This window comes from Streptomyces sp. NPDC054842, from assembly GCF_053611025.1.
Window position 1 is genome coordinate 103,945 of sequence record NZ_JBSGZN010000009.1, and the last position, 12,031, is coordinate 115,975.

The 12,031-nt window shown below is 74.1% G+C and carries 9 protein-coding genes and 1 pseudogene; 7 read left to right on the top strand and 3 right to left on the bottom strand.

Translation table 11 applies throughout. From position 1 onward, the window contains the following. Window positions 1-22: 22 nt before the first annotated feature. A pseudogene (locus ACWGIS_RS09710) lies at window positions 23-145 on the bottom strand (M4 family metallopeptidase); the annotation flags it as partial. 122 nt (window positions 146-267) lie between these two features. Here ACWGIS_RS09710 and cutA point away from each other — a divergent pair. Continuing rightward, window positions 268-600, top strand: coding sequence for a divalent-cation tolerance protein CutA (cutA, locus tag ACWGIS_RS09715; RefSeq protein WP_453361846.1), 333 nt, complete (start codon window positions 268-270; stop codon window positions 598-600). Beyond that, window positions 597-1,109 carry a gamma-glutamylcyclotransferase family protein gene (locus ACWGIS_RS09720; RefSeq protein WP_453361847.1) on the top strand — a complete coding sequence of 171 codons (513 nt, stop codon included), beginning with the start codon at window positions 597-599 and terminating at the stop codon, window positions 1,107-1,109. Before cutA ends, ACWGIS_RS09720 begins: the two co-directional genes overlap by 4 nt. On the opposite strand, the gene ACWGIS_RS09725 is transcribed toward ACWGIS_RS09720, so the two are convergent. Together ACWGIS_RS09725 and ACWGIS_RS09730 are read right to left on the bottom strand one after the other, a co-directional pair. Further along, a complete protein-coding gene (locus ACWGIS_RS09725; RefSeq protein WP_453361848.1) occupies window positions 1,066-3,234 on the bottom strand; it encodes a molybdopterin oxidoreductase family protein in 2,169 nt (722 codons plus the stop codon). The genes ACWGIS_RS09720 and ACWGIS_RS09725 overlap by 44 nt on opposite strands. A gap of 583 nt (window positions 3,235-3,817) precedes the next feature. Continuing rightward, entirely contained in the window at window positions 3,818-4,555 is a 738-nt protein-coding gene (locus ACWGIS_RS09730) for a SanA/YdcF family protein (protein WP_453361849.1), read from the bottom strand. A gap of 226 nt (window positions 4,556-4,781) precedes the next feature. Here ACWGIS_RS09730 and ACWGIS_RS09735 point away from each other — a divergent pair, with 226 nt between their 5' ends. The 5 genes from ACWGIS_RS09735 (at window position 4,782) to ACWGIS_RS09755 (ending at window position 11,968) form a co-directional block, all read left to right on the top strand. Further along, on the top strand, window positions 4,782-5,687 hold the full coding sequence (locus tag ACWGIS_RS09735; RefSeq protein ID WP_453361850.1) for a sirohydrochlorin chelatase: 906 nt from the start codon (window positions 4,782-4,784) through the stop codon (window positions 5,685-5,687). A 94-nt stretch (window positions 5,688-5,781) separates the two neighbouring features. Continuing rightward, window positions 5,782-7,149: a deoxyguanosinetriphosphate triphosphohydrolase gene (locus ACWGIS_RS09740; RefSeq protein ID WP_453361851.1), complete on the top strand. Its 1,368-nt coding sequence runs from the start codon at window positions 5,782-5,784 to the stop codon at window positions 7,147-7,149. Window positions 7,150-7,242: 93 nt separating this feature from the next. Further along, the gene (locus tag ACWGIS_RS09745; protein ID WP_453361852.1) at window positions 7,243-8,508 is read left to right on the top strand and encodes an NAD(P)/FAD-dependent oxidoreductase; all 1,266 of its coding nucleotides are present in this window, start codon (window positions 7,243-7,245) and stop codon (window positions 8,506-8,508) included. A 46-nt stretch (window positions 8,509-8,554) separates the two neighbouring features. Beyond that, entirely contained in the window at window positions 8,555-10,456 is a 1,902-nt protein-coding gene (dnaG, locus tag ACWGIS_RS09750; RefSeq protein ID WP_453361853.1) for a DNA primase, read from the top strand. Window positions 10,457-10,657: 201 nt separating this feature from the next. Continuing rightward, on the top strand, window positions 10,658-11,968 hold the full coding sequence (locus ACWGIS_RS09755) for an RNA polymerase sigma factor (protein ID WP_453361854.1): 1,311 nt from the start codon (window positions 10,658-10,660) through the stop codon (window positions 11,966-11,968). Window positions 11,969-12,031 lie beyond the last annotated feature (63 nt).

Sequence of the window (12,031 nt, forward strand, 5' to 3'; positions counted from 1 at the left end):
ACTCCGCGCCGCCCGCCCCGTACAGGTCCCGCGCCGCGTTCGGCGTCGCCGTCCGGGCGCCCGCGTGGTTCGTCGGGGACGTCAGGTACACCGTGAGGGCGCCGTACCGGACGGCTCCGGTCCTGTCCCGGCCGATGCCCTCCAGGGACGCGCCGTGGCACGGGGTGCCGGTCGTGCTGGACCCCGCCGGTCACCTGTGAGGGCGCGTGGGGAGCGAGAATCGTTTCTGCGAAGGCGTGCGCGAGGGCTCGAACGAGGAGAACGATCATGGCCACGGCCGACTGGCTGACCGTCCTGACCACCACGGACGCCCCGGAGAAGGCACAGGCGCTCGCCCGGGGCGCGGTGGAGGCGCGGGTCGCGGCCTGCGCGCAGGTCTCCGGTCCCGTCACCTCCGTCTACCGCTGGGACGGCGAGGTCGAGACGGCCGAGGAGTGGCAGGTGCTGTTCAAGACGACGGGCGCCCGGTACGACGCGCTGGAGGCCCACCTGCGCGCCGCGCACGACTACGACACGCCCGAGATCATCGCCACGCCCGTCGTGCGGGGGAGCGCGGACTACCTGCGGTGGGTGGCGCGGGAGACGGGGACGGAGGCGTGACGGGGGAGCCGCTGCCCTTCTTCGTCTACGGCACCCTGCGCCCGGGCGAGCACAACCACGACCTGTTCCTGCGCGGGCGCACCCGCTCCGAGGAACCCGGCCGGCTGGACGGGGCCGCGCTGTACGACGGGCCCGGCTACCCCTACGCCGTCCCGGAGCCGGGTTACGCGGTGCGCGGGGAACTGGTCACCGCGCTGCCCGGGGCGTACGGCGAACTGCTCGCGGAACTCGACCGGCTGGAGGAGTACGCCTGTCCGCCGGGCGACCCCCGCAACCTGTACGAGCGGGTCGCCCGGGACGTGTCACGGGCGGCCGGCCCGCCCGTGCGGGCCTGGGTCTACCTGGCCGCGCCCGCCGTCGCCGCCCGGCTGCGGACGGGCGGCGCACTCATCGAGGACGGCGACTGGCACAGCCGCCGGGGCTCCCGCGAGGCGCCCGTCAGTCCCGTCAATCCCGTCAGCCCTGTCAACTCCGTCCGACCGGCTCCAGCCGCACGGCGCACGCCTTGAACTCCGGCATGCGCGACGTCGGGTCGAGCGCCGGGTTGGTCAGGGTGTTGGCGCGGCCCTCGCCCGCCCAGTGGAACGGCATGAAGACGGTGTCGGGCCGGATGGACGTGGTGACGCGGGCCGGCGCCACGGCCCGCCCCCGCCGGGACACGACGGCCACGGGGTCCCCGTCCACCGCCCCGAGCCGCTCGGCGAGCCGCGGGTGCATCTCCACGAACGGACCGGGGGCGGCGGCGTTCAGCTCGTCGACCCGCCGGGTCTGGGCGCCCGACTGGTACTGCGCGACGACCCGCCCGGTGGTCAGCAGCACCGGGTACTCGGCGTCCGGCTCCTCGGCGGCCGCCCGGTGCGACACGGCCACGAAACGCGCCCGCCCGTCCTCGGTGGCGAACCGGTCGAGGAAGAGCCGCGGGGTTCCGGGATGCACCCCGTCACCGGTCCCGCCCGTGCCGCCGCCCTCGCCGGCCGGGTCGTCCGGCAGCGCGTCGAACGCCGCGTCCTCCGAATCCTGTACGGACTCCGGCGCGGGGCAGGGCCAGAACACCCCGTTCTCCTCGGCCAGCCGGCGGTAGGTGATCCCCGAGTAGTCCGCGGCCCCGCCCGCGCTCGCCCGGCGCAGTTCCTCGAACACCTCCTCCGGGTTCGTCGGGAAACCCTTCTCCACGCCCAGCCGGCCGGCCAGTTCGTGCAGCACGTCGAGGTCGCTGCGGATCCCCTCGGGAGGGGAGACGGCCCGGCGCCGCAGCAGGACCCTGCCCTCCAGGTTCGTCGTCGTGCCCGTCTCCTCCGCCCACTGGGTGACCGGCAGCACCACGTCGGCCAGCGCCGCCGTCTCGGACAGGACGACGTCCGCGACGGCCAGGAAGTCCAGGGACTTCAGGCGCCCCTCGATGTGCGCGGCGCGCGGCGCGGAGACCACCGGGTTCGAGCCCATCAGCAGCAGGGAGCGGATGTCGGTGCCCATCGCGTCGAGCAGCTCGTAGGCACTGCGCCCCGGCCCGGGCAGCGAGTCCGGGTCCACGCCCCACACCTCGGCCACGTGCCGCCGGGCCGCGGGGTCCGTCAGCTTGCGGTAGCCGGGCAACTGGTCGGCCTTCTGGCCGTGTTCCCGGCCGCCCTGCCCGTTGCCCTGGCCTGTGAGGCAGCCGTAGCCGGACAGCGGACGCCCCGCCCGGCCGGTCGCGAGGCACAGGTTGATCCACGCGCCCACCGTGTCGGTGCCCTTGGACTGCTGCTCGGGCCCCCGGGCGGTGAGCACCATCGCCGACGAGGGCTCGCAGAACATCCGCACCGCCTCCCGGAGCTGCGGAACGGACACCCCCGTGATCCGTTCCACGTACTCCGGCCAGTGCGCCATCGCCGCGGCCCGCGCCTCCTCCCAGCCGCTCGTCCGCTCCTGGATGTACTCCTCGTCGGTGCGCCCCTCGGCGACCACCAGGTGCAGCAGCCCGAGGGCCAGCGCCAGGTCCGTGCCCGGGCGCGGCGCCAGGTGCAGGTCCGCCTGCTCCGCCGTCCTCGTGCGGCGCGGGTCGATGACGATCAGTGTGCCGCCGTTCTCCTTCAGCTCGGTGAGGTAGCGCAGCGCGGGCGGCATCGTCTCGGCGAGGTTGGAGCCGACGAGGATCACGCAGCCGGTCCGCGGGATGTCCTCCAGCGGGAAGGGCAGCCCCCGGTCGAGGCCGAACGCCTTGATGCCGCCGGCCGCCGCGGACGACATGCAGAAACGCCCGTTGTAGTCGATCTGCGAGGTGCCGAGGACCACGCGCGCGAACTTGCCGAGCGCGTACGCCTTCTCGTTCGTCAGGCCGCCCCCGCCGAAGACCCCGCACGCGTCCGGGCCATGCTCCGTACGCGTGCGGGACAGCCCCTCGGCGATCCGGTCGAGGGCCTCGTCCCAGGTGGCGGGCTCCAGGACGCCCGCCCTGCGGACCAGCGGGGAGGTCAGCCGCACCCGGGACGAGAGCAGGGCGGGCGCGGTACGGCCCTTGCCGCACAGGGCGCCCCGGTTCACCGGGAAGTCCGCGCGCTCCGTCACGGTGACGCCCCCGTCGGACGTGGGCGTCAGGTTCATCCCGCACTGCAGGGCGCAGTACGGGCAGTGGGTGGGCGTCGCGGAGGTCTGCATACCGTCCAGCGTGCGGCGGCCGTGTTACGCGGTGGGGCGCTGTCCGTTACGCCCCCGGCACGGGGACCTCCCGGTGGGGTGGACGTCGCCGTGAGGGGCGCCGTCCCGATCCGGGGGCGAGCCCCCGGGCCCCCGGTCGCGCTGCGCGCTCGTCCTCAAACGCCGGACGGGCTGCATGGTCGCCCCCTGCCCGTGCCGGGGGCTTCGCCCGGGTGTCGTCGGATCGCGCTGCGCGCTCGTCCTCAATCGCCGGACGGGCTTGAAACTCTCCTCGCGCCGGGCGTTTGGACCGAACCGCCTGGCGGGCTCAAAACTCTCCTCGCGCCGAGCGTTGCCCTCGCACGCCGGACGGGCTCAAGATCTCGCGACGGGCGTTTGTCCTTGCCCGTCGGACGGGCTCAAATCCGCGCGTCCGACGGGCTGGTACGTATCGCGCCTGTGTCCTCACCCGGGCGGTGAACCGGCGCCGGGGGAAAAATTCAGCCCCTCCGGCGTTTGAGGAGCGGGGTCCGGGGCGGAGCCCCGTGGGGGGAGGGGAAGGGCTCGTCGGCTGGAAGGCCGGGGAGGGGAGAGGGCACGGAAATCACCGGGACGGCACCCGCAGGGCCCGTCGTACCCCCGGCTCGCGGGGGCCCAGGAACCGGGGGTCGGGTTCGAACACGGCGTCCCACGCGGCCTTGCCCGCCGCGAGGACCTCGCGCGTCCCCCCGTAGTACCAGGTCACGTCGTGCACGGCGTCGACCCCGACGCCGTAGGACCGTACGCCCGCCGCCTCGCACAACGCGACCGCCCGGCGGATGTGGAACCCCTGACTGATCAGCACGGCCCGGTCGACTCCGAAGATCTTCTTCGCGCGGACGCAGGAGTCCCAGGTGTCGAACCCGGCGTAGTCGCTGACGATGCGCCGGCCGGGCACCCCGTGCCCGGTCAGGTAGGCGCGCATGGCGTCGGGCTCGTCGTAGTCCTCGCGGCTGTTGTCGCCGGTGACGAGCACGACCTTCACCCGGCCCGCCCGGTACAGCTCCGCCGCCGCGTCCAGCCGGTGCGCGAGGTAGGGGGAGGGCTCGCCGTCCCAGAGGCCGGCGCCGAACACCACCGCGACGTCGGTCCGCGGCACGTCCGCGGTCGTCCGGAGCCGGTCACCCGTCGTCACGTACATCCAGGTCGCGGGCGTCAGCGCCAGGACGCAGAGGAGCATGACGGCCTGGACGCAGCGCCGCTGTCCCCGGCGGGTGCGCGGCAGGGACGGCCGGCGCAGGCGCACCGCCGGAAGCCGGAAGCGCGGTGACGGTCTGCGGATGCTCGGGCGCGGCAGGCGCATGATTCGGTGTCCCCCAGGTGACGTCGGCCCTCGTCAGAGGGGGACGCGGCGAACGGGAGTACGGTTCAGGGAAGGACCGTGACAGGGCTCACTCCGAGCCCCTGACCGCGGCCGGAAGCGGCCCCCGCGAGCCCTCACACCCCCGGGCACCCCGCGGTGAACCGCCGGAAAACACCCGTGACGCCCACGCAACGGCGCGGCAACGTCGCCCCGCCAGACTCGGTCCATGACGGCGTCGACACCAGCACACGACGAGTCCCAGAACCGCTTCGGCGGCCGGCCGCACAGCGGCGCCCACCTCGACAGTACGGCGCAACTCATGAACCGGATCACCAGCCAGCTCGGCAGCCAGCTCCGCCTCGTCTCGCCCGGCGGCGCGCGCCGCCCGGCGCCGCCCGCGCTCGTGATGGTGGCCCACGGCAGCCGCGACCCGCGCGCCCTCGACACCGTACTGAGCCTGGCCGAGCGGGTCCGCGAGCTGCGCCCGGGCCTGTCCGTGCGCCTCGGCCACATCGAGCTCAACGAACCGCTGCTGCCCGACACGCTCGCGTCCCTGGACACCGGCGAGGCCGTGCTCGTACCGCTGCTGCTGAGCCGCGGCCACCACGTCAAGCGGGACATCCCCGAGGCCGCGGCCGCCGTCCCCGAGCGGGACTGCCGGGTCGCCTCCCCGCTCGGCCCGCACCCGCTGCTCGTGGAGACGCTGTACGAGCGGCTCGTCGAGGCGGGCTGGCGGACGCGCATGAGCGAGGCCACCCGCCGCGCCAGTGGCGTCGTCCTCGCCGCGGCCGGGTCCCGCGACCCCGACGCGGCCGTCGACACCCGCCGCACCGCCCAGCTGCTCGCCGAGCGGCTCGGCGTCCCGGTCGTGCCCGCCTACGCCTCCGCCGCCGCGCCCACCGTGCCCGCCGCGGTGCGCGCCCTCGCCGCCCGGGGCCGCCACCGGGTCGCCGTCGCCTCCTACTTCACCGCCCCCGGCCGGTTCGCCACCGAGAGCGCGGCGGCCGCCCCCTGGATCGCCGCCGCCCCGCTCGGCGCGCACCCGGCGATGGCCCGCCTCGTCCTGCACCGCTACGACCGGGCGCTCGCGGCCCCGGGAGCCGCCGCCGAACGCACCCTGGCCTCGGCCTGAACCCGGGGGACCGCACCCGGTCCAGGCCCGCGGGCGCGCCTGCCGGACCGGGCCGCACCGGCATGATCCGAACGGCAGGGCCTAGGGTCGGGGCATGGAAGGCACCCCACCGCAGACCTCGTCCGAGACCGAGAGCACCCCGCGCCGGGTCCGCGAGGACCGGTCCGCGCGCGCCGAGTACGACGAAGCGGCCGTCGAGCGCTGGGCCGTCGAGCCCGACAAGCGCCCCGGCCGTACCGCCTTCCAGCGCGACCGCGCGCGCGTGCTGCACTCCGCGGCCCTGCGCCGGCTCGCCGGCAAGACCCAGGTCGTCACGCCCGGCACCCGCACGCGGGCCTGGGACGCCAGCCCCCGCACCCGGCTGACCCACTCCCTGGAGTGCGCCCAGGTCGGCCGCGAGCTCGGCGCCGCCCTGGGCTGCGACCCCGACCTGGTCGAGGCGGCCTGCCTCTCGCACGACCTGGGCCACCCGCCCTTCGGGCACAACGGCGAACAGGCCCTCAACGAGTTCGCGCGGGACTGCGGCGGCTTCGAGGGCAACGCGCAGTCGCTGCGGCTGCTCACCCGGATCGAGCCCAAGCGCTTCGCCCGCAGCGAGGAGACCGGCGAACTGGTCAGCGTCGGCCTCAACCTCACCCGGGCCGCCCTCGACGCCGCCACCAAGTACCCCTGGCCGCGCGGCGGCCGGCCCACCGACCCCGGGTCCCCCAAGTTCGGGGTGTACGAGGACGACCGGCCGGTCTTCGACTGGGTCCGCAAGGGCGCCCCCGGCACCCGTACCTGCTTCGAGGCCCAGGTCATGGACTGGTCCGACGACGTGGCGTACTCGGTGCACGACGTCGAGGACGGCCTGCACGCCGGGCACATCGACCCGAACTGCCTGCACGCCGAGCCGGAACGGAACGCGGTCTTCGCGGTCGCCGTGGCGCGGTACGTGCCCGCCGGCACCGACCACGCCGAGCTGGCCGAGGCCCTCGACCGCCTCCTCGACCAGGAGTGGTGGCCGCACGGCTACGACGGCTCGTCCGTCGCCCAGGCCCGGCTGAAGGACGCCACCAGCCAGCTCATCGGCCGCTTCTGCCTGGCCGCCGAGGCCGCCACCCGCGAGCGGTACGGCACCGGGCGCCTCACCCGGTACGCGGCGGAACTGGTCGTCCCCCGGGAGACCCGCCTGGAGTGCGCCGTCCTCAAGGCGGTCGCCGACCGGTACGTCATGCAGCGCGCCGAGCAGGAGATCCTCCGCGCCGACCAGCGGATCGTCGTCGCCGAGCTGGCCGAGGCCCTCACCGCCCGCGCCCCCGACGGGCTGGAGCCGCAGTTCCGCGCCCGGTTCGACGAGGCTCCCGACGACCGGGCCCGCAAGCGGGTCGTCGTCGACCAGATCGCCTCGCTCACGGACGCCTCGGCACGCTCCCTGCACCTCGGGCTCACCACGCGCCCCGCCGGCGGCGGCGCGGTGTGACCCCGTGTGGCCTGATCGGGCCACTCCCTCTTCCCGCACCACGCCGCGTGCGGGACGCTCGCATGTGGCGACATCCTTACGAGGAGGCATCAAGTGGTCGACGCGGATCAGACATTCGTCATCGTCGGAGGAGGTCTGGCCGGCGCGAAGGCGGCCGAGACGCTCCGCGCGGAGGGGTTCACCGGCCGGGTGATACTGATCTGTGACGAGCGCGACCACCCCTACGAGCGGCCGCCCCTGTCCAAGGGGTACCTGCTCGGCAAGGAGGAGCGCGACAGCGTCTTCGTGCACGAGCCCGGCTGGTACGCGCAGAACGACATCGAGCTGCACCTGGGCCAGACCGTCGACGCCGTCGACCGGATCGCGAAGACCGTCCGGTTCGGCGACGACGGCACCGTCGTGCACTACGACAAGCTGCTGCTCGCCACCGGCGCCGAGCCCCGCAGGCTCGACATCCCCGGGACCGGCCTGGCGGGCGTCCACCACCTGCGCCGCCTCTCCCACGCCGAGCGCCTGAAGGGCGTCCTGGCCGCCCTCGGCCGCGACAACGGGCACATCGTCATCGCGGGCGCCGGCTGGATCGGCCTGGAGGTCGCCGCGGCGGCCCGGGAGTACGGCGCCGAGGTCACCGTCGTGGAACCCGAGCCGACCCCGCTGCACGGCGTCCTCGGCCCCGAGCTCGGCCAGCTCTTCGCCGAACTGCACCGCGAGCACGGCGTCCGCTTCCACTTCGGCGCCCGCCTGACCGAGATCGCCGGGCAGGACGGCATGGTGTTGGCCGCCCGCACCGACGACGGCGAGGAGCACCCCGCGCACGACGTGCTCGCCGCCATCGGGGCCGCCCCGCGCACCGGCCTCGCCGAGGCGGCGGGCCTCACCCTGGCCGACCGCGCGCACGGCGGCGGCATCGCCGTCGACGAGCGGCTGCGCACCTCCGACCCGGACATCTACGCGGCCGGCGACGTGGCCTCCTTCCACCACACCCTCTTCGACTCCCGGCTGCGCGTGGAGCACTGGGCGAACGCCCTCAACGGCGGACCGGCCGCCGCGCGCGCGATGCTGGGCCGCGAGACGACGTACGACCGCGTGCCCTACTTCTTCTCCGACCAGTACGACGTCGGGCTGGAGTACTCCGGCTGGGCTCCCCCGGGGACCTACGACCAGGTGGTGATCCGCGGCGACGCGGGCAAGCGCCAGTTCGTCGCCTTCTGGGTCAAGGACGAACGGGTGCTGGCCGGCATGAACGTGAATGTGTGGGACGTCACGGATCCCGTCCAGGCGCTGATCCGATCCCGGGCCCGCGTGGACACCGAGGCACTCGCCGACCCGCACGTCCCGCTGGAGACCCTCGTACCGTGACCCGCCGCGGCGCTCGGCTGTCACACCGTCCCCGTAGAATTCACGCGTGGCAGGACGGATCAACGACGAGGACGTGAAGGCTGTTCGGGACGCGGTCTCGATCGACGCCGTGGTGTCCGAGTACCTCCAGCTGCGCAACGCGGGCGGCGGCAACCTGAAGGGCCTCTGCCCGTTCCACGACGAGAAGTCGCCGTCCTTCCAGGTCAGCCCGAGCAAGGGGCTCTTCCACTGCTTCGGCTGCCAGGAGGGCGGCGACACCATCACGTTCGTGATGAAGGTCGACCACCTCACCTTCTCGGAGGCGGTCGAGCGCCTGGCCGGCCAGGCGGGCATCACCCTGCGGTACGAGGAGGGCGGGTACAACCCCTCCCACCAGCGGGGGGAGCGCATCCGCCTGGTCGAGGCGCACAAGGCGGCCGCCCAGTTCTACGTCGAGCAGCTCGACAGCGCCCCCGAGGCGGACGCCGGCCGGAAGTTCCTCGCCGAGCGCGGCTTCGACCAGGCCGCCGCCGCCCACTTCGGCGTCGGCTACAGCCCCCAGGGCTGGGACCACCTCACCCGCCACCTGCGCGGCAAGGGCTTCTCGGACAAGGAGCTGGTCCTCTCCGGCCTCTCCCAGGACGGCCGGCGCGGCCCCATCGACCGCTTCCGGGGCCGGCTGATGTGGCCCATCCGCGACATCGGCGGCGACGTGGTCGGCTTCGGCGCCCGCAAGCTGTACGACTCCGACAACGGCCCGAAGTACCTCAACACGCCCGACACCGCGATCTACCGCAAGTCGCAGGTCCTCTACGGCATCGACCTCGCCAAGAAGGAGATCGCCAAGACCAGCCGCGCGGTCGTGGTCGAGGGCTACACGGACGTCATGGCCTGCCACCTGGCCGGTATCACCACCGCCATCGCCACCTGCGGCACCGCCTTCGGCACCGACCACATCAAGATCCTCCGCCGCCTCCTCATGGACAACGGCTCCGCGCGCGTGATCTTCACCTTCGACGGTGACGCGGCGGGCCAGAAGGCAGCCCTGCGCGCCTTCGAGGACGACCAGAAGTTCGCCGCCGAGACGTACATCGCGGTCGCCCCCGACGGCATGGACCCCTGCGACCTGCGGCTCGCCAAGGGCGACGAGGCCGTGGCCGACCTGGTGGAGCCCCGCACCCCGCTCTTCGAGTTCGCCCTGCGCCAGATCGTCCTGCGCTACGACCTGGAGACCCCGGCCGGCCGCGCCGCCGCCCTCGACGAGGCGGCGCCCGTCGTCGCCCGCATCAAGAACAGCGGCGCCCAGCACGAGGTCGCCGTGCAGCTCGCGGGCATGCTGGGCATCCTCGACACGCAGTTCGTCGTCAAGCGGGTGGCGCAGCTGGCCCGTTGGGCCCGCGACCGCGGCGGCAAGGGCCCCGCGCCCGAGCGGCAGCGGCCCCAGCAGGCGTACGGGGCGGCCCAGGCGGCCCCCGGCGGCCCCGCCCTCAACCTGCGCAACCCGGTCTTCGCCACCGAGCGCGAGCTCCTCAAACTGGCCCTGCAACGACCCGAGTTGGTGTCTCCGGCCTTCGACGCGTACGGCATCGACGAGTTCACCGCCGCGCCGTACGCGGCGGTCCGCCAGGCGATCATGGACGCAGGCGGCGCGGAGTACGGCGTCCAGGACCCCCAGGAGTACCTGGTCCGGGTCCGTGACGCCGCCCCGGACGACGGGGTGCGCGCCATGGTCACGGAGCTGGCCGTCGAGGCCATCATGCGCAGGACGGTCGACGAGGCGTACGCGGGCGACCAGTTGGTGATGGTCCGCAGGCGGGCCGTCGACCGCCGCATCCAGCAGGTGCAGGGCTCGCTGGCCCGGGCGAGCGCCCAGGGCGACCCGGCCAGGCTGGCCGCCGTGCAGAACGAGCTGTGGGTGCTCCAGCAGTACGGGCAGGCGCTGCGCGAACGGGGCGCCGCGGCCCTCTGACGTCCCCGGTCGTGCCGGGCGCGCCCGGCGCACTCCGGCACGCGCCGGTGAACGGCACCCGTCCGCGGGGTTTCGGAGGGTTTGGGTCCCGTCCTGCCGCGCACTCGTGCGTCAGGGTATTCACGCCGTCACGGACCGGACGCAAAAAGTCACCGCACGCCCCTCGTGGCAGCGATGTGTCGTACTCCACACTGGGGTGCGGTGCCTGAGTCCTCGGAGCGCGGCCGACCCGTACGCGACGGGTCCCCCATCCCCGCGGTTCCGCCACACGACTACGGGATGGACAGCGGCGAGGCCGTCGACCCCATCCCGGACGTACCGCTGCCGCATGCCTCAGCAGCGACATTCCTGGAGGTCGCCCCCGTGCAGACCCAGACCCTCACCGAGACCGACAACACGACGGACACGGACGCGGAGAACGGCGTCGTCGCGGCGGTCCCCCCGCAGAGCCGTGCCGCGCACCACCCGGAGGCGCGGCCGGAGAGCCCGCCCGAAGCGGACGAACCGGCCGCCGCCGACGAGGCGCCCGAGAGCGACGCGTCCGGGGCCGTGGAGGCCGAGCCCGCCGTACCGCCCCGCAGCCGCGCCGCCGACACCAGCGGCCCCTCCTCGGACCTGTTCCGCCAGTACCTGCGCGAGATCGGCCGCATCCCCCTGCTCACCGCGGCCGAGGAGGTCGAGCTGGCCCGCCGCGTGGAGGCCGGCCTCTTCGCCGAGGAGAAACTGCGGCTCGCCCGCGACCTGGACAGCCAGCTCGCCCTCGACCTCGACAAGCTGGTCGTCATGGGCCGGATGGCCAAGCGCCGGCTCATCGAGGCGAACCTGCGGCTCGTGGTCTCCGTCGCCAAGCGGTACGTCGGGCGCGGGCTGACCATGCTCGACCTGGTCCAGGAGGGCAACCTCGGCCTGATCCGGGCGGTCGAGAAGTTCGACTACGCCCGCGGCTACAAGTTCTCCACGTACGCGACCTGGTGGATCCGGCAGGCCATGTCACGGGCGCTGGCCGACCAGGCCCGCACGATCCGCGTGCCCGTCCACGTGGTCGAGCTGATCAACCGGGTCGTCCGGGTCCAGCGGCGCATGCTCCAGGAGCGCGGCTACGAGCCGACGCCCGAGGAGGTCGCCGCCCACCTGGACCTGCCCCGGGAGCGGGTGAGCGAGGTCCTGCGGCTGGCCCAGGAACCGGTCTCCCTGCACGCCCCGGTGGGCGAGGAGGACGACGTGGCCCTCGGCGACCTGATCGAGGACGGCGACGCGGCGTCCCCGGTGGAGTCCGCCGCGTTCCTGCTGCTGCGCGAGCACCTGGAGGCGGTGCTGTCCACGCTCGGGGAGCGCGAGCGCAAGGTCGTCCAGCTGCGGTACGGACTGGCCGACGGGCGTCCGCGCACGCTGGAGGAGATCGGCCGCATCTTCGGCGTCACGCGCGAGCGCATCCGCCAGATCGAGTCCAAGACCCTCAACAAGCTGCGGGACCACGCCTTCGCGGACCAGCTCCGCGGCTACCTTGACTGACTGACTGACTGACTGACTGACTGACTGACTGACTGACTGACGGCTCCCGCCCCCTCCCGGCGC

Excerpts from the sequence above, each read along its gene's own strand:
- cutA (WP_453361846.1), top strand. The coding sequence starts at position 268 with ATGGCCACGGCCGACTGGCTGACCGTCCTGACCACCACGGACGCCCCG.
- ACWGIS_RS09725 (WP_453361848.1), bottom strand. The coding sequence starts at position 3,234 with ATGCAGACCTCCGCGACGCCCACCCACTGCCCGTACTGCGCCCTGCAG.
- ACWGIS_RS09730 (WP_453361849.1), bottom strand. The coding sequence starts at position 4,555 with ATGCGCCTGCCGCGCCCGAGCATCCGCAGACCGTCACCGCGCTTCCGG.
- ACWGIS_RS09735 (WP_453361850.1), top strand. The coding sequence starts at position 4,782 with ATGACGGCGTCGACACCAGCACACGACGAGTCCCAGAACCGCTTCGGC.
- ACWGIS_RS09740 (WP_453361851.1), top strand. The coding sequence starts at position 5,782 with ATGGAAGGCACCCCACCGCAGACCTCGTCCGAGACCGAGAGCACCCCG.